Annotated in this window: 24 protein-coding genes and 3 tRNA genes; 13 read left to right on the top strand and 14 right to left on the bottom strand. The window is 58.8% G+C overall.

Annotated features, from left to right (window positions below):
- Window positions 1-86: 86 nt before the first annotated feature.
- Window positions 87-956: a triacylglycerol lipase gene (locus tag ACIGDJ_RS01995; protein ID WP_101159607.1), complete on the bottom strand. Its 870-nt coding sequence runs from the start codon at window positions 954-956 to the stop codon at window positions 87-89.
- A gap of 334 nt (window positions 957-1,290) precedes the next feature.
- On the opposite strand from ACIGDJ_RS01995, the gene ACIGDJ_RS01990 reads away from it, so the two are divergent.
- Entirely contained in the window at window positions 1,291-2,370 is a 1,080-nt protein-coding gene (locus tag ACIGDJ_RS01990) for a hypothetical protein (RefSeq protein ID WP_101159435.1), read from the top strand.
- 52 nt (window positions 2,371-2,422) lie between these two features.
- Here ACIGDJ_RS01990 and ACIGDJ_RS01985 read toward each other — a convergent pair whose 3' ends face one another.
- Complete coding sequence (locus ACIGDJ_RS01985) at window positions 2,423-3,496, bottom strand: 3-deoxy-7-phosphoheptulonate synthase (protein ID WP_101159436.1); 1,074 nt, start codon at window positions 3,494-3,496, stop codon at window positions 2,423-2,425.
- A gap of 605 nt (window positions 3,497-4,101) precedes the next feature.
- On the opposite strand from ACIGDJ_RS01985, the gene ACIGDJ_RS01980 reads away from it, so the two are divergent.
- The 6 genes from ACIGDJ_RS01980 to ACIGDJ_RS01955 all read left to right on the top strand — a co-directional run bounded on the left by ACIGDJ_RS01980 (window position 4,102) and on the right by ACIGDJ_RS01955 (window position 7,989).
- Window positions 4,102-4,545 carry a GNAT family N-acetyltransferase gene (locus ACIGDJ_RS01980; RefSeq protein ID WP_397478215.1) on the top strand — a complete coding sequence of 148 codons (444 nt, stop codon included), beginning with the start codon at window positions 4,102-4,104 and terminating at the stop codon, window positions 4,543-4,545.
- A 127-nt stretch (window positions 4,546-4,672) separates the two neighbouring features.
- Window positions 4,673-5,314 carry a UvrY/SirA/GacA family response regulator transcription factor gene (uvrY, locus tag ACIGDJ_RS01975; protein WP_024012761.1) on the top strand — a complete coding sequence of 214 codons (642 nt, stop codon included), beginning with the start codon at window positions 4,673-4,675 and terminating at the stop codon, window positions 5,312-5,314.
- Window positions 5,315-5,316: 2 nt separating this feature from the next.
- Window positions 5,317-7,140 (top strand): excinuclease ABC subunit UvrC, encoded by a 1,824-nt coding sequence (uvrC, locus tag ACIGDJ_RS01970; protein ID WP_024012762.1) that lies wholly within the window; start codon window positions 5,317-5,319, stop codon window positions 7,138-7,140.
- Window positions 7,141-7,172: 32 nt separating this feature from the next.
- Entirely contained in the window at window positions 7,173-7,733 is a 561-nt protein-coding gene (gene pgsA, locus ACIGDJ_RS01965) for a CDP-diacylglycerol--glycerol-3-phosphate 3-phosphatidyltransferase (protein ID WP_397478214.1), read from the top strand.
- Window positions 7,734-7,793: 60 nt separating this feature from the next.
- Window positions 7,794-7,869: transfer RNA gene (locus ACIGDJ_RS01960), tRNA-Gly, on the top strand.
- A 46-nt stretch (window positions 7,870-7,915) separates the two neighbouring features.
- Window positions 7,916-7,989, top strand: a tRNA-Cys gene (locus tag ACIGDJ_RS01955).
- Window positions 7,990-8,073: 84 nt separating this feature from the next.
- Here ACIGDJ_RS01955 and ACIGDJ_RS01950 read toward each other — a convergent pair.
- Window positions 8,074-8,607: a GAF domain-containing protein gene (locus tag ACIGDJ_RS01950; protein ID WP_178081207.1), complete on the bottom strand. Its 534-nt coding sequence runs from the start codon at window positions 8,605-8,607 to the stop codon at window positions 8,074-8,076.
- Between the two features lie 504 nt (window positions 8,608-9,111).
- Between ACIGDJ_RS01950 and ACIGDJ_RS01945 the strand changes: the two genes are divergently transcribed.
- Window positions 9,112-9,198 (top strand) — tRNA-Leu (locus ACIGDJ_RS01945).
- A gap of 113 nt (window positions 9,199-9,311) precedes the next feature.
- Here the strand turns inward: ACIGDJ_RS01945 and ACIGDJ_RS01940 are convergent.
- From ACIGDJ_RS01940 to cyoA, 10 genes are all read right to left on the bottom strand, one after another.
- Window positions 9,312-10,610, bottom strand: coding sequence for an MFS transporter (locus ACIGDJ_RS01940; RefSeq protein WP_397478213.1), 1,299 nt, complete (start codon window positions 10,608-10,610; stop codon window positions 9,312-9,314).
- 330 nt (window positions 10,611-10,940) lie between these two features.
- A complete protein-coding gene (locus ACIGDJ_RS01935) occupies window positions 10,941-11,615 on the bottom strand; it encodes a polysaccharide lyase family 7 protein (protein WP_397478212.1) in 675 nt (224 codons plus the stop codon).
- Window positions 11,616-11,657: 42 nt separating this feature from the next.
- Window positions 11,658-12,824 (bottom strand): MFS transporter, encoded by a 1,167-nt coding sequence (locus ACIGDJ_RS01930; RefSeq protein ID WP_397478211.1) that lies wholly within the window; start codon window positions 12,822-12,824, stop codon window positions 11,658-11,660.
- Window positions 12,825-12,864: 40 nt separating this feature from the next.
- On the bottom strand, window positions 12,865-13,107 hold the full coding sequence (locus ACIGDJ_RS01925) for a DUF2934 domain-containing protein (protein WP_101159443.1): 243 nt from the start codon (window positions 13,105-13,107) through the stop codon (window positions 12,865-12,867).
- A gap of 52 nt (window positions 13,108-13,159) precedes the next feature.
- The gene (locus ACIGDJ_RS01920; RefSeq protein ID WP_397478210.1) at window positions 13,160-13,414 is read right to left on the bottom strand and encodes a metallothionein family protein; all 255 of its coding nucleotides are present in this window, start codon (window positions 13,412-13,414) and stop codon (window positions 13,160-13,162) included.
- Window positions 13,407-14,432: a heme o synthase gene (gene cyoE / locus ACIGDJ_RS01915; protein ID WP_397478209.1), complete on the bottom strand. Its 1,026-nt coding sequence runs from the start codon at window positions 14,430-14,432 to the stop codon at window positions 13,407-13,409. Before cyoE ends, ACIGDJ_RS01920 begins: the two co-directional genes overlap by 8 nt.
- Complete coding sequence (cyoD, locus tag ACIGDJ_RS01910) at window positions 14,390-14,728, bottom strand: cytochrome o ubiquinol oxidase subunit IV (protein ID WP_101159446.1); 339 nt, start codon at window positions 14,726-14,728, stop codon at window positions 14,390-14,392. The genes cyoE and cyoD overlap by 43 nt, the downstream gene beginning before the upstream one ends.
- A 1-nt stretch (window position 14,729) precedes the next feature.
- On the bottom strand, window positions 14,730-15,344 hold the full coding sequence (locus tag ACIGDJ_RS01905) for a cytochrome o ubiquinol oxidase subunit III (protein ID WP_101159447.1): 615 nt from the start codon (window positions 15,342-15,344) through the stop codon (window positions 14,730-14,732).
- 2 nt (window positions 15,345-15,346) lie between these two features.
- Entirely contained in the window at window positions 15,347-17,320 is a 1,974-nt protein-coding gene (gene cyoB / locus ACIGDJ_RS01900; protein ID WP_101159448.1) for a cytochrome o ubiquinol oxidase subunit I, read from the bottom strand.
- A 3-nt stretch (window positions 17,321-17,323) separates the two neighbouring features.
- Entirely contained in the window at window positions 17,324-18,253 is a 930-nt protein-coding gene (gene cyoA / locus ACIGDJ_RS01895; protein WP_039760286.1) for a ubiquinol oxidase subunit II, read from the bottom strand.
- A gap of 401 nt (window positions 18,254-18,654) precedes the next feature.
- On the opposite strand from cyoA, the gene ACIGDJ_RS01890 reads away from it, so the two are divergent.
- Window positions 18,655-18,969 (top strand): hypothetical protein, encoded by a 315-nt coding sequence (locus ACIGDJ_RS01890; RefSeq protein WP_101159449.1) that lies wholly within the window; start codon window positions 18,655-18,657, stop codon window positions 18,967-18,969.
- A gap of 13 nt (window positions 18,970-18,982) precedes the next feature.
- Here ACIGDJ_RS01890 and galE read toward each other — a convergent pair whose 3' ends face one another.
- Window positions 18,983-20,008 carry a UDP-glucose 4-epimerase GalE gene (galE, locus tag ACIGDJ_RS01885; RefSeq protein ID WP_397478208.1) on the bottom strand — a complete coding sequence of 342 codons (1,026 nt, stop codon included), beginning with the start codon at window positions 20,006-20,008 and terminating at the stop codon, window positions 18,983-18,985.
- Window positions 20,009-20,334: 326 nt separating this feature from the next.
- Between galE and ACIGDJ_RS01880 the strand changes: the two genes are divergently transcribed.
- The 4 genes from ACIGDJ_RS01880 to ACIGDJ_RS01865 are packed head-to-tail and all read left to right on the top strand — an operon-like array spanning window position 20,335 to window position 25,626.
- Entirely contained in the window at window positions 20,335-21,504 is a 1,170-nt protein-coding gene (locus ACIGDJ_RS01880; protein ID WP_397478207.1) for a glycosyltransferase family 1 protein, read from the top strand.
- Window positions 21,492-22,673 (top strand): UDP-galactopyranose mutase, encoded by a 1,182-nt coding sequence (gene glf, locus ACIGDJ_RS01875; protein WP_397478206.1) that lies wholly within the window; start codon window positions 21,492-21,494, stop codon window positions 22,671-22,673. The genes ACIGDJ_RS01880 and glf overlap by 13 nt, the downstream gene beginning before the upstream one ends.
- Window positions 22,674-22,723: 50 nt before the next feature.
- On the top strand, window positions 22,724-23,869 hold the full coding sequence (locus tag ACIGDJ_RS01870; protein WP_397478205.1) for a beta-glucosidase: 1,146 nt from the start codon (window positions 22,724-22,726) through the stop codon (window positions 23,867-23,869).
- Entirely contained in the window at window positions 23,866-25,626 is a 1,761-nt protein-coding gene (locus tag ACIGDJ_RS01865) for an ABC transporter ATP-binding protein (RefSeq protein WP_397478204.1), read from the top strand. Before ACIGDJ_RS01870 ends, ACIGDJ_RS01865 begins: the two co-directional genes overlap by 4 nt.
- Window positions 25,627-25,628 lie beyond the last annotated feature (2 nt).

Below are 25,628 nucleotides of genomic sequence, written 5' to 3'. Positions count from 1 at the left end.
TCCGAACTGTTTCAATAAAAGGTGGAGCCTACCGGAATCAGTGGGCGAATTCTCGGCAAAGTTCCATTGTGAGTTGCTGACTCCATTCAAAGATCTGCCGCACGCAGGCGCCGGGCATGCTCGACGTACAGCTCGATCGGATCCGCTGAAGACGGGTTGATGCCCGCGCTGCGTCGCAGGCTGGCCAGATGATCCATCGGATAATCGGAGCGGATCACTTGGCCGAGATGGCTGCTGAAGCGTCCGACGAAACCGTCATTCTGCTGGGCTTCGGTGGTGAAATATTGCGACAGCACCCGGCAGATGGCTTCAACCGGATCCAACGCAGGCAGCTTGGATTGCGCTACAACCCCGCTCCACGAGTAATAACGCACGCCGTTGACTTGCTCAGGGCCGTGGCCGCCCCAGGTTTGTGGCAATCCCTGCGGAAACTTGTCGTTGAATTGACCGACGCCGAGGGTCGTCAGCGCGTTGAGTGCGGCCAACGCATTTTGCGGCAGTGCCACGTTGCCACTGAGCAGCGATAACAGATCAGCAAATTGCGTCGCCACGTTTTGTGCGACGGCTTCGGGAAGCTTGCCTGGGATCAAAGCCTTGCGCAGGAAGTCGGCAAGCTCCGAACCGTGGTTCGGGCCACTGACGGAGGTGACTGAAGCGACGACGTCTGGTGCAAGCGCCGCCGCATAGCGCGCAGCGAGTGCGCCCTGACTGTGTCCTATGAGGTTGACTTTCTTCGCACCTGTGCCTCGCAGCACACAGGCAATCTGAGACAGCAATTGCTCACCCCTTGTTTCATTATCGTGGGTGGCCGAAAGGTGTGGAACAAACAAACGACATCCGGACGCTTTGAGTGCGGTCTTGACGTCATGGAACAGCTCGAAATGACCGATACGCTCGAACCCGAACAGACCGTGGATCAACAGGATTGGATAACGAGTTGTAGCATTCCGTTGCATGTTCTTACCTTTTTCGTAGAAGTTCATGGGGAAATCACCGAGCCACTCTAAAACACTCATCTCGTTGAAGAAGTACGAAGAGGCTTCACGTTGCGTTTGAAAAGGGATTAATAGGCGTACGAAATTTCCTAGAGCTGTGAAATCCGAATCGGAAGTTCGCTGGGTCGTTTGTCGTCATAACAGTGTGAACTCCCCATTTGCCTACCTTGCGAGTAGCGGTTACGCCGTCGTCGCGGTGCATTCGGCTGACATCCGGAACATTCAAAGAAGTGCTCAATGTAGGCGTCAGTGTCGTCATTCAGGACGGCACGTTGTCCAGGGAGTGGAGACGAAAATGAATAGCCATGAAGTCGAGTTTTGCTGGCGGATACGACAGCTCGCGGTTACCGAAGCGTCTGTCGAGCCTCTGGTTGCGCCGATGATTGACGGGTTGGAGGGCAGCGTGCTGGAGCCTTCGCTGGTCAGGGCCGTCGTTCGCATTTCTCCTTACGCCAACATGAGCAGTGGCGATCAGCTCGTTCTGTACTGGGAGGGGCTGGATATCGAAGGCTTTGCGTATCAATACGAAAGTGTTCGATTCATCAGCCAGGCCCAGGTTGGCAAAGACGTTATCTTCGTCATCAAGGGCATGCATATAGCTGCGCTGGAGGGTGGCTCGCTTGAGGTTTACTGCACGCTCCAAACCGCGCTCGCACCCAAGGCAGTCGAATCAGCACGCCTGCAACTGTCGGTGGGCGATGTCCGTACGCAACTGTTGGCGCCGCTTATAGAAAACTCGGTAAACGGAGCGCTGGATCCGCCACGAGTGGTCGAGGGCACCCTGGTGACCCTGCAGCCTTACGCGAGAATGTCGGCGGGCGACCGGGTAATGTTGTCGTGGCACGGAGACACCTCACCCGAGATCTTTACCGACTCGTTGAACGTGGAGGCCTACGCCGTCGCGCAAAGCCTGTCATTCTGGGTGCCGGGCAGTTACATCGAAGCGCATCGTGGTGGCGAGGTGGTTGTCGCCTACCGTGTCGAACCACGCTCTGGAACGGTTCGAATTTCGGAACCTGCGACGATTTACATCGGGCCGACCGTGCGTGGGCAACTGGCTGCGCCGGATGTCGTTGAGGCGGTTGAAAACGTGTTGTCAGTAAAGGATTCGGTTGACGGCGTTTCCATCCTCATCGAAGAAGCGCACGTGCAGGAGCAGGAACTGGTCTATCTCAAGTGTGACGGTGAGTTCTTCAGTCACCGGGATGATCTTGAAATCACCCGGGAGATGGCCGGGCAGCCGGTGAGTTTCATTGTTCCCCATCGGTTCTGGCGTGAGCACCACGGCACGACGGTGGAGATCGGCTACACGATTGAGCGACTGGATGACGTCAGTCAACTTTCGGCGGTAAGACGCATCAGCGTAGAGGCATAGCCTTTTAGAGTCAGCCCTCCACGCCCTGTATGAGCGGGAGGGCGGCATGTGCTCAGTTTCTGACGTGAGCCAGGCGCCGCGCGGCGTCTGTCAGCAACTGTTCGGTAGCGCCGAAGCCGAGGCAGCCATCGGTGATCGATACACCGTAGCGTAGAGATGAGCTCAGCGACTGACAGCCTTCGAACAGGTGAGACTCCAGCATCATGCCAATCAGCGAATGGTTGCCTCGCAAACGTTGTTCGAGCACATCGTTGAACACCGCTGGCTGACGCAGTGGATCCTTGCCGCTGTTGGCATGGCTGCAGTCGACCATGATCCGGTTGGGGATCTTTAGTCGGCTGAGTTCGGCGCTGATTTTGGCTACGCTGGTTGCATCGTGGTTTGGCCCTTGATGACCACCGCGCAGCACGATGTGTGTGTCCGCGTTGCCGGCAGTCTGCACAATCGCCGGATGCCCTTGGCTGTCCACGCCGAAGTGCCGATGAGGGTGGGCTGCCGAGCGCATGGCGTCGACAGCAACGGCGGCGCCGCCATCGGTGCCGTTCTTGAAGCCCACCGGCATGTTCAAGCCACTGGCCATTTCGCGGTGGATTTGCGATTCGGTGGTGCGGGCGCCAATGGCCACCCAGCTCAAAAGGTCATCGAAGTAATTGGCAGCCATGGGTTGTAGCAGTTCGGTGGCGATCGGTAGTCCGAGCTGGATCATTTGCAGCATCAATTCGCGGGAAAGCGTGAGGCCGGCAGCCATGTCGTCAGTGCCGTCCAGATGCGGATCGTAGGCCAGGCCTTTCCAGCCCACTGTCGTACGAGGCTTTTCGACGTAGGCGCGCATGACCAGCAGCATTTCACTGCTCACATCCTCGGCCAGGTGCGCGAGTTTGCTGGCATATTCGAGTGCCGATTGCGGATCATGGATGGAGCAGGGGCCAACGATGACCAGCAGGCGTGGGTCTTGACCGTTGAGGATGGCGCGCACCGCCTGGCGATGGGCATTGACTTGCTGAAGCAGGGAATGACCGAGCGGTAATTGTTGTTTGAGCTGCAGCGAGCTGGGCAGACGCAGGGTCAACGCTTCGTTGGCAGAATCGAGGGTGGACAGCGGCAAAGCGGAAGCGGAGGAGTTCATATTCGTTCTTCCTGGGCGGATGGCGGGTATTTCCCGCTCGCTCGGCCCTACTGGGGTGTTCGACAAATGGCCGTACTGGCTGGGCGCGTATGTTTGCCACCTGTAGGTGACCGATCGGAGGCGGCAGGCTGTCCCGAGCGGAAGCTGGTAAATCGCCAGGCGCTAAAGCTGTCGTAACGGTAATAAGTGGCGTAGTTCATGATGTATTCCTCAAAGTGTCTGGTGTGATGCTGAAAGTTGTGGGCCTGAAAAAACAAAACCCCCGGTCGGGAGGCCGACCGGGGGTTGAGAAATCTCTGGTAGGCGACCCGTTATCATGGGCGCCGTTTGGGTATCAGGCGCGCCAGTGGCTAAACCAATACCCAAAATAAAAAGTGGCAGGAGCGCAGGTTTCATTCACCCGGACAGCCGCAACCGAGCGCAGGGCGCTGGCGATGCAAGACTGTGAAGGGGCGTTGAACATGATCTGTCTCCGTTGAATGCGCCGAGCTTACTCGACGCTGATACACGTCAGCAATCAGAAAATGCTATTGCCTGTGCCCGAAACGACTATCAGTGGCAAACCAGACGGGTGAATCGCATTTTACGGTTACGGAGAAAACCGAATGATCTACTGGATTCGCCATGCCACGGTCGACGATCTGGCTTTTGCGCGGGATCTGACCTGTCGCAACATGCTGCGCTATTACATCGATCATGATCTGCTGTGGCAGGACGAGGCGTTTGACGCAGGCTGGCAGTCTCGTGAAAACTGGATAGTCCTGCAGGGTGAAACGCCAATCGGCTTTTTCAGTCTGAGCCAGGCTGCACGGGCGCTATACATACGCGAACTGCAAATTGCTCAGGCCTGGCATGGGCGGGGTGCCGGTTCCTGGTGCATAGACCAGGTTATCGAGATGGCTCGTCAGGCAAGACGACCCGCACTCAGGCTGACCGTGTTCGAGAACAACCCGGCGCAAGAACTGTATGCACGCAAAGGGCTGCACAGAGTGGGCAGGGACGAGTGTTTCATCAGGATGCAGCTTGATTTGAGTACGGCTGTGCGCTGAAACCCACGGCCGGCAAGCCCTGAATGATGAATTGAAACTTTTTAAATGCGGCTTTCCGCTAGGTGTGTCTGGCACTTTTTGCTAAGGTGTCCGGCATCCCAATAAGACCATATCGCGAGGTGTCTGCTTGATTAGGGTGCTAGTGGTCGACGACCATGATCTCGTTCGCACAGGCATTACACGGATGCTGGCCGATATTGATGGCCTGCAGGTGGTAGGGCAGGCCGAGTCAGGTGAAGAGTCCCTGATCAAAGCCCGTGAGTTGAAGCCTGACGTAGTGCTCATGGACGTCAAGATGCCCGGCATCGGCGGCCTCGAAGCCACACGGAAATTGCTGCGCAGCCACCCGGACATCAAGGTGGTTGCCGTTACGGTGTGCGAAGAAGACCCTTTCCCGACGCGCTTGCTGCAGGCAGGGGCCGCCGGTTATCTGACCAAGGGCGCAGGTCTGCCGGAAATGGTGCAGGCCATTCGATTGGTCTTCGCCGGGCAGCGTTATATCAGTCCGCAAATCGCCCAGCAGTTAGCGATCAAATCATTCCAGCCGACCAATGATTCGCCGTTCGATGCTTTGTCGGAACGGGAAATCCAGATCGCGTTGATGATCGTCGGCTGTCAGAAGGTCCAGATCATTTCTGACAAATTGTGCCTGTCGCCGAAAACCGTGAACACCTACCGCTACCGCATTTTCGAAAAGCTTTCGATCAGCAGCGACGTCGAGTTGACACTGCTCGCGGTACGGCACGGCATGGTGGATGCCAGCGCCTGACCATGACCGAGACATTCGATTCCAGTGCTTTCCTGTCGACCGTGAGCGGTCGGCCGGGCGTCTATCGCATGTTCGACAGCGAGGCGCGCCTGCTGTATGTCGGCAAAGCCAAAAACCTGAAGAAACGTCTGGCGAGCTACTTTCGCAAGACCGGACTGGCGCCGAAAACGGCTGCACTGGTCGGGCGTATCGCTCAGGTCGAGACAACCATCACCGCCAACGAAACCGAAGCGCTGCTGCTTGAACAGACGCTGATCAAGGAATGGCGACCGCCTTACAACATCCTGCTGCGCGACGATAAATCCTATCCGTACGTGTTTTTGTCAGACGGGCAGTTTCCGCGCCTGAGCATCCATCGCGGTGCAAAAAAGGCCAAAGGCAAATATTTTGGCCCGTATCCAAGCGCCGGCGCTATCCGCGAAAGCCTGAGCATCCTGCAAAAAACCTTTTTCGTCCGTCAGTGCGAAGACAGTTATTACAAAAACCGCACTCGTCCGTGCCTGCAATACCAGATCAAACGTTGCAAGGCGCCGTGTGTGGGTTTGGTCGAGCCGGACGTCTATGCCGAAGACGTGCGTCACTCGGTGATGTTCCTTGAGGGGCGCAGTCATGCGTTGACCAACGAGTTGTCCACCGCGATGGAAGAGGCGGCGATCAACCTCGAATTCGAACGCGCCGCCGAATTGCGCGACCAGATTGCCTTGCTGCGCCGGGTGCAGGACCAGCAGAGCATGGAAGGCGGAACCGGTGATATCGACGTCATTGCCGCATTCGTCAACCCTGGCGGTGCCTGCGTGCACCTGATCAGCGTTCGCGGCGGCCGAGTGCTGGGCAGCAAGAATTTCTTCCCTCAGGTCGGTATCGAGGAGGACGTCTCCGAAGTCATGGCGGCGTTCCTCGGCCAGTACTACATCAGCAGCCCTGAACGCGATCTGCCGAGCGAGTTGATCGTCAACGTGGTTCATGAAGATTTTCCTGCGCTGATCGAAGGCATCCATACCTTGCGCGGTCGCGAGTTGGCGATCAGCCATCGGGTACGTGGTACCCGTGCGCGCTGGCAACAACTGGCCGTAACCAACGCCGAGCAAGCGTTGGGCGCGCGTCTGGCCAACCGTCAGCACACTGCCGCGCGGTTCGATGCACTGGCCGAGGTGCTGAATCTGGATGAGCCGCCCCAACGTCTGGAATGCTATGACATCAGTCATTCCAGCGGCGAGGCGACGGTTGCGTCCTGTGTGGTGTTCGGGCCGGAAGGCGCGATCAAGTCGGATTACCGCCGTTACAACATCGAAGGCGTCACTGCGGGCGACGATTATGCGGCCATGCATCAGGCACTCACGCGACGCTTCAGCAAGCTCAAGGACGGGGAGGGCAAGCTGCCGGACATCCTTTTGGTGGACGGGGGCAAAGGGCAATTGTCTATGGCCCGTGACGTGCTCAACGAACTGGCAGTGCCGGATCTGATACTTTTGGGCGTAGCCAAGGGCGCCACCCGCAAGGCTGGGTTCGAAACGTTGTATCTGAATGATGCAGCGCACGAGTTCACTTTGCGCGGCGATTCGCCCGCATTGCACCTTATTCAGCAGATTCGTGATGAGGCACACCGCTTCGCGATTACGGGACATCGCGCCCGTCGCGGCAAGACTCGCCGAACCTCGACCCTGGAAGGTGTCGCAGGGGTAGGGCCGACACGCCGACGTGACCTGTTGAAACATTTTGGTGGATTGCAGGAGCTGTCTCGTGCAAGCATCGAAGAGATCGCCAAAGCCCCGGGGATCAGTAAAAAGCTCGCAGAGTCGATTTATGCGAACCTGCATAGTGAGTAGAATGCCCCTTCACCTCGTAGCCAGTTGTGCCGATGAATATCCCTAATCTGATTACCGTTCTCCGCGTCCTGCTCATCCCGATCTTCATTCTGCTGTTTTATTTGCCTTACCAGTGGAGTTACATGGCTTCTGCCTCGGTGTTTGCCTTTGCGGCCGGAACCGACTGGCTCGATGGTTATCTGGCGCGCCGACTGGAACAAAGCACACCCTTCGGTGCGTTTCTCGATCCGGTCGCCGACAAGCTGATGGTTGCAGTTGCTCTGGTCTTGCTGGTGCAGGAACACGGCAACCTCTGGCTCACGCTGCCCGCAGCGGTGATCATTGGTCGCGAGATCGTGATTTCGGCACTGCGCGAATGGATGGCCGAACTCGGCGCCCGGGCACAGGTTGCAGTGTCCAATCTGGGCAAATGGAAAACCGCTGCGCAAATGCTCGCACTGGTCATACTTCTGGCCCATCCAAAGGCTTTCAACTTCTGGGTCGTGCTCGGTTATACGCTGCTGATCGTATCGGCAGGGCTGACGCTGTGGTCGATGGTTCAATACCTCCGCGCCGCATGGCCGCACCTGAAGACGGATGTCGAAAAGAAATAAAAGTTTTTTGAATCAAGGGGTTGACGGGGCTTCTTAATTCTATAGAATGCGCCACACCAAGCGGGAATAGCTCAGTTGGTAGAGCACGACCTTGCCAAGGTCGGGGTCGCGAGTTCGAGTCTCGTTTCCCGCTCCAATTTGTACAGTGTTTGTTGTTGCGCTACTGACAGCGAATACTTTGAGGCCGAGTAGCAAAATGGTTATGCAGTGGATTGCAAATCCACCTACGCCGGTTCGATTCCGACCTCGGCCTCCACTATCAAAAACCCCGTAGATCAATGATTTACGGGGTTTTTTGTTGTCTTCGAAAAAGAGTGGAATTGCGCATCCTTCAAAAAGATCACTCAGCCACGCACGCTCCTGTCTTTATATGGCTGGCGCCTTCCACTGTCAGATTCGAGAAAAAGATACAGCCGATAAGCCGTGCGAACAGCGTCAGTGTCTCTGCCAGGTCAGGGTTATCAAACAGAACAGACCTCGAATCAAGAGCACAAAGCGCGCCCCACAGTCGTCCGTCCGGCAGGAAAACCGGAGCGCCGGCGTAGCTTTCAATTGAATATTGCTTCACTACGGGACGCGACGAAAGTCTTCCGTCCTGGCTGATTTGTGGAAGGAAGAGGGCTTGAGGATCCCTGCGAAACTCACTGCAAAGCGTAGTCTCCAGATCCAGCGTGTCGCCGACATTTATCCCCAGTTCGATCGGATCGTAGGCCGAACAGACTATCCATTCGGTTTCTGTGAATTTTGCGATGCCAGCGAAGCGCGTGCCGGTCAACCGGGTGACTAGCTGCAAAATATTGGTGGTCGCTTCGATTTCGGCGATTGCCGAGCGCTCCTCGGGGCTCAAAGACGCTTTGAGAACGGTGTCACTCATTTGCATTCGGTTAAATCTCCTGATTGCTTGTACATCCCTGAGCTGAGCTCTGGTGACGTTTAGTGGAAGTCAGCGCCTGTGAGGCGGGATGCGGTGTAAAAACGGTAAGCGGGTTACATGCAGTCGCTGATTCCGGCGTCATCGTTTAGCGTAGACACCCCGGCGAGTCATGGGTTGCTTCTTCATGATCGCCAGCGCAGAAAAATCTCTGGCCCGTACAGTGAATGTAGTGGTAACCTTTTGATCTTGTTGGGTTTTAGCTTCGGTTTCGAGTTTGGCTAGCGCGTTTTTTCTCAAGCTTCAGCCTCAACTTCAAGCACGCTACATAGCACGATGATTTAAATGGCTTTTTAGTTCTCATGGCCAGCAAGATTTAGTCTTCAAATCGACCACTGCGAACTTGCTTCACCGGGATGTGATGTATATATTCCCCGCTCGGCTTTTCAAGCGGCCATCCTGTCAGGATCGCAACCGCAATGCTGAATCAATCAACACCGCGCTACCGCCCGAATGGCGAAACTGGTAGACGCATGGGACTTAAAATCCCCCGCTCGTAAGGGCGTGCCGGTTCGATTCCGGCTTCGGGCACCATCTTTCAACAAAGGCCTGCTAGCGAAAGCTACGCAGGCCTTTGTTCGTTTACGCTTCGCTATTTTGGCTTTCGCCGCGTCGATCAAAGACGGAGCCCGCCGTGCGGTTGCTGATCAACTGTCACCGCGCTGCGCTACCCATTCGCCACTAATCGCATCCACCATGGCCGGATGTTCTTCCGCTGCCACGCGCAAATCCTCGGTGACCCGCAATTCCGCACCCGTAGGCGAAAAGGTTGCTGCCGCTGTGAAAGGTGCGGGATTGGCCGGCACCGGGCGTTTGCCGCGGCGCCAGAAGAAAAAGCTGACCATGCTCAGGTTGACCACTGCGAATACCCAGAACAGGCCGTTGGCGCCGAACGAGTTCATCACCGGCGAGATCATCATCGGGCTGATGGCCGAGCCCAGCGAGTTGATCAGCAGCAAGCCCTGGATCATCGGCACCAGCGCTTCGGCGGGCGCGCGGTCGGCTGCGTGGCTGACGGCAACCGGATACAGCGCGAACACGCCGCCACCGAGCAGAAACAACATCACCGCGAGCATTGTCATGGACAGCGGCATCAGCACAATCACCAGCGATAACACGGTGCACGCAACCGCCAACAGAGTGAGCACCTGCACGCGATCCGTGCGGTCGGACCAGCGTCCGACCGGATATTGCAGCAACATCGCGCCGAGAATCGTCCAGGCCATCATGCTGCCGACTTCACCGACGTCCAGCCCGCTGCGTTGCAGATACAACGGCAACAACGTGTAAATCGCCGCGATGGTCAGCCCCGAGCCGAAACAGCCGACCAGCCCGGTCGGCGTCACGCCCAGCAATTGTCGTGGCTTGAGCGGCTCGACGTGATCGAGCAGCGGCGACACCCGTGGCAGGATCACGATCGGCAGTACCGACAACGCAGCGAGCATGCCGGCAACCATGAACGGCGCGCTGTCGCTCATGCCCGTGATGGTTCCCAACGTCGCCTGTCCGAGTACGCCGGCGCCATAGAGGACGATCATGTACAGCGCGAGCAAACGCCCGCGAATTTTTGCGTCACCTGCCAAGAGCAGCCAGCTTTCGATCACCAGAAACACACCGACCGTGGCCCAGCCGTTGATCAGGCGCAGAATCAGCCAGCCCCAAGTGTCATAGAACAGACCCTGCAGCAAAATCGTCACCGCTATCAGCGAGGCAAAGCTGCCGTAGGCCCGAATGTGGCCGATGCGCAGAATCAGCCGGTCATTGAACACCGCGCCGAGCGTCAGGCCCATGAAATAGGCCGACGAAACAATCCCGATCATCGTTGCCGAGGTACCGGCGGCGTCCAGGCGAAGGGTGGTCAGGGAGGAAAGAAAACCATTGCCCAGAGCAATAATGAACAGCCCGAGCAGGGGCGCCAGCGCCATGGCCAGCAAACGCGGAGACATAAAAACCTCAAGAAATAGAACAGCGCAACGTGCGCCTCTGCGCATGCGGTTGCCAGGCTGGAACAGGTGTTGTGAAAATGTCTGCCGATCGGGCAGGGCGGTGGCGTCGGACAAGGTCCGCCTTGCAGGTCCGCCTCCCTGACGAGACGCGCGATAGCAAGAGCGCGCGGGATTCTAAGGCTTGCGCAGGATTTGCCAATAGCTGAAAGCTGCGACGTTAGGACGCAGGCTGTTCTGACATGAGGCGCAAGGCTGAAGACCAATCATCATGCTCAGCTCCAACAAGGGCCTGCCAGCGAAAGCTGACCCAGGCCCTTGCTCATTGCAGCCCTAGGTATGTGAAATCAACAAATCACTGATGATGCAAATCGAGCCATCCTCAGGCGGGGTGGCGTCGGTGTAATCGATCTGGTTGTAGACCCCGCCGTGGAAGTTGAACACCTGCGAATTCCAGGTTGAATCGAGCTGCAAGTCGCCTGATGTCCCTATTACGCCGTTGTAGTCGACCGTGACTCGGGCGACGCCGGCAGAGTTCGCGCGAATGGTCACCTTGAACTTTGCGCCCAGCGGCACGCCCTTGAGCACCGTGGTGTTGACTGGCGTGGCCTGGTTGAAGCTCTGGCGGAAGCCCATGGTGATGTTGCCTTTCTGCCAGAACACTTTGATCACCGGGCCGTCGTCGTTTTTCACGTGCATCTGTGAGATGACGACCTTTTGCGCTGAATTGACCTTGGTCACGGTCATCTCTTGATAGTTGAGGTGGTCAGCGGCGCTGGCCAGCGACCAATAGAAGGATTCCTTCCATTCGCAGCGGGTTCGGTGGGTGCTCTTGCTCGAGGCGCCTTTGGTCGGCGCGGACAGTTGCAGTGACCCGTCCGGCAGCACCGTGACGATGCTGGGGAACTGCGCGATCGCCTCGGCGCCGTTGAGCTCCAGTGCCACCGGATTGGTCGCCGAGACGGGAACCGGAGTGGAGAGGGTGAGATTGCTGATGTTTACGGCCATGGTTTCTACTCCTGACGATAAAAATCATTCTCGCTGCAAGCCTCAGGTCATTCCCGAGCCGCACATTTGCCTGCGCGGGTTTTCACCACCTCTCGGGCTCAGCAGCATGGCGACGCAAGCGACCGCCGCAAAAATACACAGGGCAACGATCACATCAGCAGCTTCCAGCACTGCACCGAACATCGGCGTGCCAGCGGTCTGACCGAGTGCGAGCACCAGAAACGGAATGCCCAGCCCCAGATCCGGGCGATCCGGGAACAACCGGATCCCTTGCAACAGATAAACGCCTGAAGAAACAATGTAGGCCGCGCCAAACAGGCCCATCGCAGCGAGGCCGTAAATGGCACCCGCGCCAGTGGCGGCAAGTCCCAGCGTGCCGACGGCGATCCCGGCGAGCGCCAGGTGCTGCATTCGTGCGACACCAAACCGGCCGGTCAGCACACCGGTTGCGCAGCCACTGATGCCCGCCGCGCCCAACACAATCCACGCCCAGGCCATCGACTGATCAGAGAGCCCAGCCTCGCTACGCAGAATGTCGGCGCCGAACGTCCAGACCGCCGTGCTCGCCAACCCCATCAGAAAAGCACTGGCGCACAACGGCATAACGCCCGGTCGACGCAACATTGCCAGAGAAAAGTGTTGCGCAACGTCATGCTCGACCCGGCGCGGTACCGCAAACCAAAGCCAGGCCGTCACGCCAACGCCGATCAATCCGAACAGCGCATAAAGTGGCCGCCATTGCCCGGCCGCCAATATTGCCGCCAAGCCTGAAAAAACGATCCCGGCCGCCGTCCCTGCATTGATAAAACCATTAGCACGCGGCCGGTCCGCGTCATCAAGACGCGCCGCCACCGCGCTGGCCAATGGCGGCGAGGTCAAACCTGTGCTCAATCCCGCCAGCGCTACGCCGCAGCCCAACGCCGGTGCGGACGACGCGACCACGATCAACCCCATCCCTAGCGTAGCCGCCGCGCCGGCCACGACCGTCAACCCGCGTGGGCTGACTTTGTGACTGCAGACAAACGTCGCCACGATCCCCACGCAATAAGTCGCGAACGCGCTGCCGCCGATCCAGCCGGCAGCGGTCACGCTGAGCGCCAGATCCTGACGAATCTGCGGCAGCAGCAATCCGTAGGCGAAGCGCGCCAGACCATAAGACAACGCCGTCAGCGCGAAGGCCGCCGCAACAAGGTTGATGCCACGTTTCACGAGCGCTTGGGCCCCGTAGTCACGCGGCTTTCAAGATCGGTCATTTGGCAGCAGACGCGCTTTTCTTGCGGGTTTTGGTCGCAGGAACAGCGGTTGCAGCCTTGGCTTTTTTGCGGGGTGCCGGTGGCGCGACGCTGCTGGCCACCGAGCCGGGCAAGCCATCGGAGTCAAACGCATCCAGCTCGGCACGCGCCTGCAACCAATGCTCGAAATCATTACCGTGGGGCCGTCCCTGCTCTTCCCAGAGGCGATAGGCGATTTTTCGGATGGTTTCCTCGTCCATTACGTTGTCTCCTGCTGAAAAAAAAGACTGCTTCGAAAGCGCAAGTGCCGGATCACGGCGAAATCGGATCGCTGGCGGGGAAGGTTTCTTCGACCGCTTCATCCAGTTTCGAATCACTCACATTGCGCTCATCGGCCCCAAGGTTTTGCTCGCAGTGGCAAGCTGAGGACGGGCAGGGTTGGCCTTTGGGATGGAGATCTGCGCAGGCCTGGCTGCAGAACTGCTTGCCGTCACGCTCGAAGGTCTGCTCGCCGCTGCACTTGCAGCCAGGGCAGGCGCAATCGGTAGTTGAGGGGGCATTAGCCATGGGTTTCCTCCGGGCTGTCTGTTGGTGAAGTTGTTATCGATTCTGATAACCCGCCACGCACCTGCGTTTGATGATTTTCCGCCATGCCCGATGAGCGGTAGAGCGCAGAGGGCGAGGGCAGCACAGCGTTCAGCGCCAGGGAAAGATTCAGCGCCAGGATCAGCAGGATCGACACGCTGAACAAACGCCGAGCCCAAGCTTTTGCGGTAGCGTTTCGCACGGGGCGCAAGGCCAGGTAAAACCAGTATCCGCCCAGCCCGAGCACCACCAGCGGATAGGAAACATTGATATTCGCGACCCAGCCCAATATCGCCGCGCTGAGCAGAAAAGCGACCATGTAGATGTTGATCTCGCGTCTGGCTTGACCCAAGGTCAACGTCGGCAATCCGGCGGCGCGAAAGTCTTCGTGGCGCATGACCGTAATCGCATGGGAGTGGGGCATCTGCCAGCAGCAAAACACCACGATCAGCATCAGCGCCGTCGCATCGAAGCTGCCTGTCACGGCGCAATAACCGACCACCGGCGGCATGGCCCCGGACAGGCTGCCGACCAGCGTGCCCCAATGCGAGCGGCGCTTCATCAGACAGGTGTAGACGCCCGCGTAAACAATCAGCCCGACCGCCGCCATCGCACAAGCCAATTGCGTAGTGCCGGCCCACAGCAAGCCGAAGCCGACGACCCCGAGAACTGCCGCGTAGCACAACGCTCCAGGCAGCGATACTGCGCGAATGGCCAAGGCCCGATGGCAGGTGCGCACCATGCGCCGGTCGATGTCGCGGTCGACGCAGTTATTGATCACGCAACCGCAAGCAATGACCAGCGCGGTGCCGAGCAAGGCGGCCAATAAATGCGCCAGGGTAACCGGACGCCCGCCTGCAGCAAGCAGGTAGCCGCCGAACACCGACGCCAGGTTGCCGACGATAATGCCGGGCTTGGTCAGTTCCAGCCCGACATTCAGCGACAGCCGCCATTGCTTCAGTGCGCCAGCATGTTGTGGTGAATGCTGTCCATGATCCATAGCGAAAGCCCAACCAGCAGAAGAATGATGACGGCGGAAAAAATCAGCGCGATCAGGTTCCAGCGTTGCTCCTTGGCGGTGTCCAGATGCAGGAAATATTTGAGGTGGGCAAACACCTGCACTACACCGAGTGCGACCACCACCCACGCGGTGACGCTGCGCGGCAACGTCGGGTACATGACCAGGCCAAAGGGAATCACCGTCAGGATCACCGAAATGATGAAGCCCACCATGTATGAACGACTGGTGCCATGGCTGGTACCGGCACTGCTATGAATCGGACTCTGGTTATACATGTCACACCACCCCCAGCAGATAAACCACGGTAAACACGCAAATCCACACCACATCGAGGAAGTGCCAGAACAGGCTCAGGCAACTTAGCCGCGTGGTGTTGGTGTTGGTCAGGCCACGGCTGCGCACTTGCAGCATCAGCACCGCCATCCACACCAGACCGCTGAGTACGTGCGCGCCGTGGGTGCCGACGAGGGTGAAGAACGCAGTGAGGAAACCGCTGCGATCCGGCCCGTAGCCTTCTTCGATCAGATGATGGAATTCATTGATTTCCATGGCGATGAAGCCGCAACCCAGCACGAAGGTGACACCCAGCCAGCGCAATACATGGGATGTGTCATTGCGGTTCATCGCCAGCATGGCGTAGCCGTAGGTGATGCTGCTCAACAACAGCAACGCGGTTTCGGCAAGGACGTAGGGCAGTTCGAAAATGTCGACGGTCGATGGCCCGCCAGCCACGCTGTCACGCAGTACTGCATAGCCTGCGAACAGCGTTGCGAACAGGATGCAGTCGGTCATCAGGTAGATCCAGAAGCCGAAAATGCGCATCGATCCCGCGTCTTCATGGCCCTGTTCATGGCTGTGCGCGATGTCTTTATCCAGAATGATGTTGGACATGTTCAGGCCTCCGCCAAATCTTTGAGACGCGCTTTTTCAATCCGGGCGACTTCCTCTGCCGGGACGAAATAATCGATGTCTTCGTCGTAGCTGCGCACGATCATCGCTACCACAGAAGCGACCAGGCCAAAGATCGCCAGCCACCAGATGTGCCACACCAGGGCAAAGCTGCAGATCAGCGCAAAGACACTGATCACCAGGCCCGCCGAGGTGTTGCGTGGCATGTGGATGGCGCGGTAGTCGGTGTGGCTGAGGGTGCTGACGCCGCGCTCCTTCATGCCCCAATAGGCGTCGAGATCGTTGACCTTCGGTTGCTCGGCAAAGTTATAGAACGGTGGAGGCGAGGCCGTGGCCCATTCCAGGGTGCGTCCGTCCCATGGGTCGCCGGTGAGGTCGCGTAATTTCGCGCGGTTGCGAATACTCACGTAGAGCTGCAGCGCCTGCGCGGATACGCCACAGAGAATGATGCCGACACCGACCAGTTCCAGCAGCAGCCACGGTTGCCAGGCCGGGTTGTCGAAATGGTTGAGACGCCGCGTCATACCCATGAAGCCGAGCACGTAAGACGGCATGAACGCGAAGTAGAAGCCGACCAGCCAGCACCAGAACGCGATGCGCCCGAGGCGGTCGTTGAGGCGGAAGCCAAAGGCTTTGGGAAACCAGTAAGTCAGCCCGGCCATGTAGCCGAACACCGCGCCACCGATGATCACGTTATGGAAGTGGGCGATCAGGAACAGGCTGTTGTGCAACAGGAAGTCGGCACCGGGCACCGCCAGCAGCACGCCGGTCATGCCGCCGATGCTGAACGTGACGATAAAGCCCAGCGTCCACAGCATCGGCGTTTCGAAGCGCACCCGACCGCGGTACATGGTGAACAGCCAGGTGAAGATTTTCACCCCGGTCGGCACGGCAATGATCATCGTCATGATGCCGAAGAATGCGTTGACGTTGGCCCCCGCGCCCATGGTGAAGAAGTGATGCAGCCAGACGATGAACGAGAGGATGGTGATCGCAATCGTCGCCCATACCAGCGACACATAACCGAACAGGCGCTTGCTGCTGAAGGTCGCGGCGATCTCGGAGAAAATCCCGAACGCGGGCAAGATCAGGATGTACACCTCCGGATGTCCCCAGGCCCAGATGAGGTTGACGTACATCATCGGGTTGCCGCCGGCCTCGTTGGTGAAGAAGTGCATGCCCAGATAACGATCGAGGGTGAGCATCAGCAGTGTCGCGGTGAGGATCGGGAACGCGGCGAGGATCAAAATCGAGGTGCACAGTGCGTTCCAGGTGAACACCGGCATCTTGAACAGGGTCATGCCTTCGGTGCGCATCTTCAGAATGGTCACGAAGAAGTTGACCCCGGTTAATAACGTCCCTATGCCGGATATCTGTAATGACCAGATGTAGTAATCCACCCCGACTCCCGGGCTATAGCCGAGCTCGGAAAGGGGCGGGTAGGCGACCCAGCCGGTGCGGGCAAACTCACCGACACCCAGCGAGATATTCACCAGCGCCGCGCCGACCACGAACAGCCAGAAACTCAGGGCATTGAGGAACGGATAGGCGACGTCGCGGGCGCCGATCTGCAGCGGCACGACGATGTTCATCAGGCCGACCACGAACGGCATGGCCATGAAGAAAATCATGATCACGCCGTGAGCAGTAAAGATCTGGTCGTAGTGTTCCGGCGGCAAATAACCCGGCCCGCCACTGGATGCCATGGCTTGCTGGGTGCGCATCATGATCGCGTCGGAGAAACCGCGCAGGAGCATGACCAGCGCAACGATGATGTACATGCAGCCGATTTTCTTGTGGTCGACCGAGGTGAACCACTCGCGCCAGAGGTAACCCCACTTGCGTTTCCAGGTCACGGTGCCGACCAGGGCAAAGCCCATCAGGCCGACGATAGCCAGGGTGTACATGACAATCGGCTCATGCAGTGGAACCGCGTCCCATGAAAGTTTCCCGAACATGATTTAACGCTCCTCGGCCAGCAGACTCGGTTGTTGATTGACGCGCACATCGTCGCTGTTGCGTTGCACTTGGGTTTGCTTCTTGCGTGGTGCTTTGTTCATCCCTTCATACTTGTCGACGATGTCGAGAAACAGTCGCTCCTGCACAGCCGAGTAATAAGTAATCTTGTGCGCGACAGAGGGCTTGGCCAACTCGGCGTAACTGGCCTGATCAAGTTGGCCGGGCGCCGCTTTGACTTTATTGACCCAGGCTTCGTAATCCGCACCGCTGAGTGCCAGGGTGCTGAAGTGCATGTCGGAGAAACCGTGGCCGTTATAGTTCGCGGCGATCCCGCGATACTGGCCGATTTCATTGGCGATCAAGTGCAACTTGGTCTGCATGCCGGCCATGGCATATATCTGCCCACCGAGTGCAGGAATAAAGAATGAAGTCATGGCAGCGTCAGAAGTGACGGTGAAACTTACCGGCGTATTCACCGGTATCGCCAGTTCATTGACCGAGGCAATGCCCAGATCGGGGTAAATGAACAGCCATTTCCAGTCGGTTGCCACCACTTGCACATTGAGGTGCGGCACATCGGAATCCAGCGGTCGGTACGGATCGAGTGCATGGGTGGTTTCCCAGGTGACCCAGCCGAGCACGCAAATGATCAGGAACGGCACGCCCCAGACCACCGCTTCGATCTTGTGCGAACTGGCCCAACGCGGCGAATAACGGGCCTTCTTGTTGGTCGCCCGGTAGCGATAGGCGAACAGGAAAGTCATGACGATGACCGGAATGACCACCAACAGCATCAGGCCCGTGGCGAGGATGATCAGGTCGCGTTCATCGCGGGCGACATCGCCCTTGGGGTTGAACACCACCAGGTTGCAACCGGCGAGCAGAACGCTGGTAGCGAGGTAGACCAGGCAATAGCTGATTGTTCGCTTCATACAGGCTCCTGTTTATCAGAGCGATCCTTTTTTTACGCCGGGACTGCGACGCGCCATGTTGAAAGGCAAATACCGTTGCGCTTGTTCAAGCGAAGCGAAGTTGCCGAGATATTTCTCCAGGCAATAGTGTCCCTGTCGGCTGCAAAACAGTGTTTGCGCGGCCGCTCTGCCACCCTTTGTCGGAGATGAGTTGAGATGAACTCGTCTGGGTCTCGAACTTTTTGAATAAGCGCTCTGGCATTGGTTTGACAAAATGTTTCGCAAGCTGACGAACGGTTGAACTAGCGAAACGGCGAAGCGCAACTTGCGGGCTATGCTGCAAATGCCTCTCGGCAAAAGCGGGAATCATCCAGCCAGAGGGTGGGTCATTGAAGAAAGCGGAGTGACTTCAGGAGTACGACATGTTTATACGCGGCGAAACCTACAACAAATGGAAAGCGACGGAAAAGGCAGAGAAGTGCCATACCGAAGAAGTTGAAAATGGTTGCCATATCGAAGTTCGGGCGCGGGAGGCCGATGATGGCGACGTAGAAATGTTTATCAGCGTGTACACCGCGACTGGCGAGTGCGCCTATGAGCGCATCAGGAAATTGCCGGGCGTGGAATGGGAAGTCGAAGACGCGCTCAAGCGCGGTATCGACCAGGCAGAGCGAATCGCCGGCGGCGAGTCCGGGCGATTGTCCTGTGCCGACGCGCACGGCCACGAGAATGAGTGACCGCGCGCAACGTTCAATTGGCTTGGCGAACATCGACATTTCCGCGCTGGTTGCACTGCCAGCGCCAGGCATCGGCGAGCATGCTGTGCAGTGAGCGGCTCGCCTGCCACCCCAGTTCTTCGATCGCTTTTTGCGGGTCTGCCCAGCAACGCGCGATATCGCCGGGCCGCCGCGCTTCAATACTCATCGGGATCTTGATACCGGTGATCTGTTCAAAGGCGCTGATCACCTCCAGCACCGAATAGCCGCGCCCGGTGCCGAGGTTCCAGACGCTCACGCCGTGGCGATCGCGCAGCGCGTCGAGCGCACAGACATGCCCCAGCGCCAGGTCAACGACGTGCAGGTAATCACGAATGCCGGTGCCATCCGGGGTCGGGTAATCATTACCGAATACTGACAGCTGCGCGCGCTGGCCACTGGCGACTTCCAGCAAGTAGGGCAACAGATTGTTCGGCGTGCTGGTGGGGGCCTCACCGAGCAGGCCGGAAGGATGCGCGCCGATCGGGTTGAAATAGCGCAGCAGGCCAATCGACCAGCGCGGGTCGGAACTGGCCACGCTCTTCATGATGTTTTCCGACATCAGTTTCGACATCCCGTAAGGATTGGTCGGCTGGCCGGTGGCGCAGGCTTCATTGATAGGCAGAGTGGCACAGTCGCCGTAGACCGTGGCCGACGAGCTGAACACCAGATGGAATACACCGGCCTGGGCCATGGCCTGGCACAGCGTCAGGCTGCCGCCGACGTTGGTGTCGAAATAACGCAGTGGTTCACGGACGCTTTCGCCAACGGCTTTCAAACCCGCGCAGTGCACCACGGCATCGATCGGATAGTCATGCAGGAGATTGTCGAGCAGTCGTCGATTGCGCACATCGCCCTGAATGAACTCCGGTCGTTTTCCGGCCAGCGTGCTGATGCGCTCGATCGCCGCGCGCTGGCTGTTGCACAAGTTATCGAGGATCACTACATCCTCACCGTTGCCCAGCCATTGCAGTGCGACATGCGCACCAATGTATCCCGCACCACCCGTAATCAAGATCATGCGTCCGCCCTCACCAGTGCTGCCATCGGCCGATGGCGATGGCGATGTGGATGGTTTCGGTGCGCCTGTGTGGCGGCCAAAACCATGGTTGTCCTGGACGGTAGGGGATGGAATGGCCGGCGAGTTCAACCTGCTTTGCCAACCGGTATGTGCAGTTCATCGGCTGCGACCAACGTTCGTATGAACGCTGTGTGAACGCCGCGATTCCAACAATCAAGAGCCCTACGGCCTCATCGAGACATGCCATGCACTTGCTGTGTCGACAAGTGTGACGGTCCGGTGGCTCGGCACTGTGTCGTCTTGTTTTTCTTGATGAGGAACTGGCTATGAACCTTGCAGAACAACCCGAGGTCCTCGCACTGGCGAGTGTGCAAAAAGCTGTTGAAGCATCGCTACAGGTGCGGCCGACGCTGGTGTGCCTTTCGCACTTGCGTTGGGGGTTTGTCTATCAGCGGCCGCAGCACGTCATGTCGCGACTGGCAAAAAACTACGACGTAGTGTTTTTCGAAGAACCGGTATTTTCCCAAGACACGACGCCCCGGCTTGAACTCTCGAATCCGGCAACCGGGATAGAAGTCGCTGTACCGCATTTGCCTGGCGGCATGAGCGGCGAAGCGATTGAGCAGGCGCAAAAAAAACTGCTCGACGAACACCTCGCGGGCCGTGTGCAGGGTGATCTGCTGCTTTGGTATTTCACGCCGATGAGTCTGCTGTTTACCGAGCACCTCGACCCTCGCGTCACGATTTATGACTGCATGGATGAACTCTCGGCTTTCATGGGCGCACCGGCGCGATTGATTGATATGGAAAAGCAACTGCTGGCCCGAGCCGACGTGGTGTTTACCGGCGGCGTCAGTTTGTGGGAGGTCAAGCAGCGCCAGCACGGCAATGCTTATCCGGTGCCCAGCAGCGTAGACATTGCGCATTTCGCGGCGGCGCGGCAGGCATTGCCGGAGCCGCCAGACCAGGCATCCGTAGCGCGGCCACGTCTGGGTTTCTTTGGCGTGATTGATGAACGCTTTGATCTCCAGTTGATCGAGCGAGTGGCGACGATGCGTCCCGACTGGCAAATCGTACTGATCGGGCCAGTGGTGAAAATAGATCCGCAGACGCTGCCGCAACGGCCGAACATTCATTATCTGGGCGGCAAGCAATATGCCGAGCTGCCGGACTACATCGCTGGCTGGGACGTGGCGCTGATGCCGTTCGCTCTCAACGCATCCACGCGATACATCAGCCCCACCAAGACCCCGGAATATCTCGCCGGCGGCTGCCCGGTGGTGTCGACGCCGATTCACGATGTCATCAGCGGCTACGGCGAGAGTGGCGCAGTGTTTATTGCCGACACCGTCGAGGCTTTCGTCGAAGCCATCGAAAAAGCCTTGCCGCTCAAAAGTACGGTTGAATTTGTGCAGCGCGCCGATGCCGCCATCGCCGGTATGTCGTGGGACAACACCAGTCGCTTCATGCAGGAGCAGATCGAATGCCTACGATAAGCCTGGAGAGCGCAAAGTCCGCCCAGTCCTACGACTACCTGATCGTCGGTGCCGGGTTTGCCGGCAGCGTTATCGCCGAGCGTCTGGCTGAAGGGTTGGGTCGCCGTGTGTTGCTGATTGATCGGCGTCCACACATCGCTGGCAATGCCTACGACCATTACGATGAGGCCGGGGTGCTGGTGCACCGATACGGCCCGCATATCTTCCATACCAACGCGCAGCGGATCGTCGATTACCTGTCGCGCTTTACCAAGTGGCGGCCCTATGAGCACCGCGTCCTGGCGCAGGTGGACGGCAAGCTGGTGCCGATCCCGATCAATCTGACGACGCTGAATTCGCTTTACGGTCTGTCGATGTCCTCTGAGGAAGCCGAGGTATTTCTCGCCGAACGCGCCGAACGCGCCGAACCGGTGGCGACCATTCGCACGTCCGAGGACGTTGTAGTGAACCAGATCGGTCGCGAACTTTATGAGAAGTTCTTCCGTGGCTATACGCGCAAGCAGTGGGGCCTGGATCCGTCGGCGCTGGACAAATCGGTGACCTCGCGCATCCCCACGCGAACCAGCGAAGACGACCGCTATTTCGGCGACACCTTTCAGATCATGCCCACCGATGGCTACACGAAAATGTTCGAACGCATGCTTGATCATCCGAACATCGATTTGCTGCTGGGCACCGATTTCACGGCGGTGCGTGAAGGGGTGAAGTACGCGCATTTGATCTACTGCGGCCCGATCGACGAGTACTTCGATTTCCAGTTGGGCCGCTTGCCGTACCGGTCGCTGCGCTTCGAGCATCGGACCCTCGAGCAGGAACATTATCAACCCGTGGCAGTGGTCAATTATCCGCACCCCGACGTGCCGTACACGCGCATCACCGAATACAAACATCTGACCGGCCAGACACACCCGTGCACCAGCATCACCTACGAATATCCCTGTGATGACGGCGATCCGTATTATCCAGTGCCCCGCGCGGAAAACGCTGAGCTGTACAAACGCTACCGAGCGCTCGCTGAGCAGACACCGAACGTGACGTTTCTCGGACGACTGGGCACCTACAAGTACTACAACATGGATCAGGTGGTGGGGCAGGCGCTGGCCTTGTATCGGGATATTCAAGCGGCGAACGCACCAGTCACTGCCGCAACCGAGATCGATATCTCATGAGCGTGCAGCCCAAACGCGACGAACCCGAGCCCGGCGCAGGCGCACCTTCAATGTTCAGCAGCTTCGTGATGGCCGGTTTTGAGTGTTCCAGTCAGCGCCGCCAGGACGGTCGGCGTCTCGACCTGTTGGCAGACACCGGGCATGCGCGTTGGGTGGAAGAGGATTACCAGCGCCTGGGCGCCTTGAACATTCGTTGCGCCCGAGACGGCTTGCGCTGGCACTTGATCGAACGCAGCCCCGGGCGGTATGACTGGAGTAGCTTTGTGCCCATGCTCAAAGCCGCGCAAGCGCGGCAGGTGCAAGTGGTCTGGGACTTGTGCCACTACGGTTATCCGGATGATCTGGACATCTGGCGCCCGTCGTTCGTCGAACGCTTCGCCCGTTTCGCTGGAGCCGTTGCGAAGCTGATGACTGACGAGGGCGTGAGCGTGCCGTTCTACTCGCCGATCAACGAGATTTCGTTCTGGAGTTGGGCGGGGGGTGATGTCGCTTACTTCAACCCGAACGCGCGCGGGCGTGCGCAGGAACTCAAGCATCAACTGGTGCGAGCCAGCATTGCTGCGATCGAAGCGATTCGCGGGCAGGCGCCGAATGCACGCTTCGTCCAGTGCGACCCGCTGATCCATGTGATCGCCGGATCCCGGCGCAGCGATGAAGTCGAAGCGGCCGAAGCGTATCGGCTGTCGCAGTTCCAGGCGTGGGATTTGCTCACCGGTCGCCAATGGCCGGGGCTGGGCGGGCAGGAACGCTACCTGGATATCATCGGTGCGAACTTCTACCCGCATAACCAATGGTATTTCCAGGGGCGGCGCATTGTTCGCGGCGAAGCGGACTATCGTCCGCTGGCCGGGATGCTCAAGGAATTGCACCTGCGGTACCAGCGGCCGGTGCTGCTTGCCGAGACCGGCGCCGAGGATGACGAACGCCTGCCGTGGCTGAGCTACGTTGTCGATCAGGTGGGGAGTGCGCTGGAGCGCGGTGTGCCGGTGCAAGGCATCTGCTGGTATCCGTTTCTCGATTATCCCGGTTGGGACGACGGCCGTTATTGCCCGACCGGCGTGTTTGGCTACGCGGATGGCGAGGGCGCGCGCGCGGCGTTTCATCCGTTGCATGTCGAGCTTGCGCGAGTTCCGGAGCGGATCAACGCACGGTTGCGCAGGCTCAATGACGGGCGATTGGAGGGGCGACCAACATGAACTTCCAGCATTTGCGTGACGAACCGTTGCCGGCCGCATCCAGCGCGTTTTTGTGGCGCTACGTCAGAGTGCGCCCGGCGCATTTCATGGCAATGGTGGCGCTGGTGATTGGCGCGGCGTGTTGCGCGGTGGTGGTGCAGTACGGCATGAAACTGCTGGTCGATGCCATGGCTGGCGAATCAGCAGCGGATCAGGTCTGGCGCGCGTTCGGCCTGTTCATGGCACTGATCATTCTGGAGAACGTGCTCTGGCGTCTGGGCGGCTGGGTGGGCTGTTACACCATCGTCGGCAGTTGTGCCGATCTGCGTGTCGACCTGTTTCATCATCTGACTGGCCACCCTATGCGTTATTTCCGGCGGCATTTCTCCGGCTCGCTGGCCAACCGCGTCTCGGCGATCGGCGCCGCTGCCGACAAGGTCTACGGCGGGCTGACGTGGCGCATCGTGCCGCCGTGCGTGGATTTTATTGGCGCTGTAGTGGTGATGGTCACGGTCCATCCGGCAATGGCACTGGCCTTGATCGGCTGCGTCATCGTGGTCGCCGCGCTGATTACCCTTTTTGGCGTGCGCGGCCGCAGCCGGCACATCGCGTTCGCTTCGCAGTCAGCCCGGGTCGGTGGCGAAATTGTCGACCTGGTCTCCAACGTGTGGACGATCAAGGCTTTCTCCGGGCGTGAACGCGAGCGGCTGCGCCTGGAGCGCGAGATCGGCATCGAGGCGCAATCGCACCGCCTTAGCTGGATCTACATGGAAAAGGCCCGGGTGCTGCACGACATCTGCCTGACCCTCATGGCCGGCGGCATGCTCGGCTGGGCGATTGTGCTCTGGCGCACGGGGCAAGTGACCGCAGGGGATGTGGTGATGGTCAGCGCGCTGACGTTCCGCATCCTGCATGGTTCGCGCGAACTGGCGCTGGCGCTGGTCGAAACCAGCCAGCAAATGGGCGTCATCAGCGAAACGCTGGGCATCGTCGCCCAGCCCCACGAGCTCAGCGACACCGCAGAAGAATTGGCACCAACGCGCGGGCACATAAAAATGCTCGACGTCAGTTACGCCTACCCGGACGGGCGCAACGTCTTCGAGCATTTTTTTCTGGATATCCCGGCTGGGCAAAGTATCGGGATTGCCGGTACCTCGGGCGCGGGCAAATCGACCTTGCTCGGCTTGCTGCAACGTCTGGATGACGTGCGCAGCGGGGTGATTCTGATCGACGACCGTGACATCCGCTCGGTCAGCCAGGACAGCCTGCGCCGGCAGATCGCCGTGGTGCCGCAAGAGCCGGCGCTGTTCAACCGCAGCATTCTGGAAAACATCGGCTACGGCCAACCGCACGCTACCGAGCAGCAGATCATCGAGGCTGCCCGCCAGGCGTTTTGCGATGAATTCATTCAGGCGCTACCGCAGGGTTATCACACCCCGGTAGGGGAGCGCGGCGTAACGTTGTCCGGCGGGCAACGCCAGCGCCTGGGGCTGGCGCGGGCGTTTTTGAAGGACGCACCGATCCTGATTCTTGATGAGGCCACCTCGGCACTGGATTCCGATTCGGAAGCGATCATCCAGCGCGCACTGAGCAACTTGATGCGCGGCCGCACGGTGCTCGCCGTCGCCCACCGCCTCTCGACCATCGCCAACTTCGACCGCGTGCTGGTGTTGGAGGACGGCGAGATCGTGCAGGACGGCACTCCCGAAGAACTGCGCGAGAGCCAGGGACGGTTTCGCACGCTGTGGCAGATGCAGGCGATGGTGCATAACCGCTGAGT

Source organism: Pseudomonas sp. NPDC079367 (genome assembly GCF_044542195.1).
Taxonomy (GTDB): Bacteria; Pseudomonadota; Gammaproteobacteria; order Pseudomonadales; family Pseudomonadaceae; genus Aquipseudomonas.
The sequence above is the reverse complement of the archived record's forward strand: the minus strand, read 5'-3'. Positions and strand labels throughout refer to the sequence as shown.

Excerpts from the sequence above, each read along its gene's own strand:
- ACIGDJ_RS01995 (WP_101159607.1), bottom strand. The coding sequence starts at position 956 with ATGCAACGGAATGCTACAACTCGTTATCCAATCCTGTTGATCCACGGT.
- ACIGDJ_RS01990 (WP_101159435.1), top strand. The coding sequence starts at position 1,291 with ATGAATAGCCATGAAGTCGAGTTTTGCTGGCGGATACGACAGCTCGCG.
- ACIGDJ_RS01985 (WP_101159436.1), bottom strand. The coding sequence starts at position 3,496 with ATGAACTCCTCCGCTTCCGCTTTGCCGCTGTCCACCCTCGATTCTGCC.
- ACIGDJ_RS01980 (WP_397478215.1), top strand. The coding sequence starts at position 4,102 with ATGATCTACTGGATTCGCCATGCCACGGTCGACGATCTGGCTTTTGCG.
- uvrC (WP_024012762.1), top strand. The coding sequence starts at position 5,317 with ATGACCGAGACATTCGATTCCAGTGCTTTCCTGTCGACCGTGAGCGGT.
- pgsA (WP_397478214.1), top strand. The coding sequence starts at position 7,173 with ATGAATATCCCTAATCTGATTACCGTTCTCCGCGTCCTGCTCATCCCG.
- ACIGDJ_RS01950 (WP_178081207.1), bottom strand. The coding sequence starts at position 8,607 with ATGAGTGACACCGTTCTCAAAGCGTCTTTGAGCCCCGAGGAGCGCTCG.
- ACIGDJ_RS01940 (WP_397478213.1), bottom strand. The coding sequence starts at position 10,610 with ATGTCTCCGCGTTTGCTGGCCATGGCGCTGGCGCCCCTGCTCGGGCTG.
- ACIGDJ_RS01935 (WP_397478212.1), bottom strand. The coding sequence starts at position 11,615 with ATGGCCGTAAACATCAGCAATCTCACCCTCTCCACTCCGGTTCCCGTC.
- ACIGDJ_RS01925 (WP_101159443.1), bottom strand. The coding sequence starts at position 13,107 with ATGGACGAGGAAACCATCCGAAAAATCGCCTATCGCCTCTGGGAAGAG.
- ACIGDJ_RS01920 (WP_397478210.1), bottom strand. The coding sequence starts at position 13,414 with ATGGCTAATGCCCCCTCAACTACCGATTGCGCCTGCCCTGGCTGCAAG.
- cyoE (WP_397478209.1), bottom strand. The coding sequence starts at position 14,432 with ATGGATCATGGACAGCATTCACCACAACATGCTGGCGCACTGAAGCAA.
- cyoD (WP_101159446.1), bottom strand. The coding sequence starts at position 14,728 with ATGTATAACCAGAGTCCGATTCATAGCAGTGCCGGTACCAGCCATGGC.
- ACIGDJ_RS01905 (WP_101159447.1), bottom strand. The coding sequence starts at position 15,344 with ATGTCCAACATCATTCTGGATAAAGACATCGCGCACAGCCATGAACAG.
- cyoB (WP_101159448.1), bottom strand. The coding sequence starts at position 17,320 with ATGTTCGGGAAACTTTCATGGGACGCGGTTCCACTGCATGAGCCGATT.
- cyoA (WP_039760286.1), bottom strand. The coding sequence starts at position 18,253 with ATGAAGCGAACAATCAGCTATTGCCTGGTCTACCTCGCTACCAGCGTT.
- ACIGDJ_RS01890 (WP_101159449.1), top strand. The coding sequence starts at position 18,655 with ATGTTTATACGCGGCGAAACCTACAACAAATGGAAAGCGACGGAAAAG.
- galE (WP_397478208.1), bottom strand. The coding sequence starts at position 20,008 with ATGATCTTGATTACGGGTGGTGCGGGATACATTGGTGCGCATGTCGCA.
- ACIGDJ_RS01880 (WP_397478207.1), top strand. The coding sequence starts at position 20,335 with ATGAACCTTGCAGAACAACCCGAGGTCCTCGCACTGGCGAGTGTGCAA.
- glf (WP_397478206.1), top strand. The coding sequence starts at position 21,492 with ATGCCTACGATAAGCCTGGAGAGCGCAAAGTCCGCCCAGTCCTACGAC.
- ACIGDJ_RS01870 (WP_397478205.1), top strand. The coding sequence starts at position 22,724 with ATGTTCAGCAGCTTCGTGATGGCCGGTTTTGAGTGTTCCAGTCAGCGC.
- ACIGDJ_RS01865 (WP_397478204.1), top strand. The coding sequence starts at position 23,866 with ATGAACTTCCAGCATTTGCGTGACGAACCGTTGCCGGCCGCATCCAGC.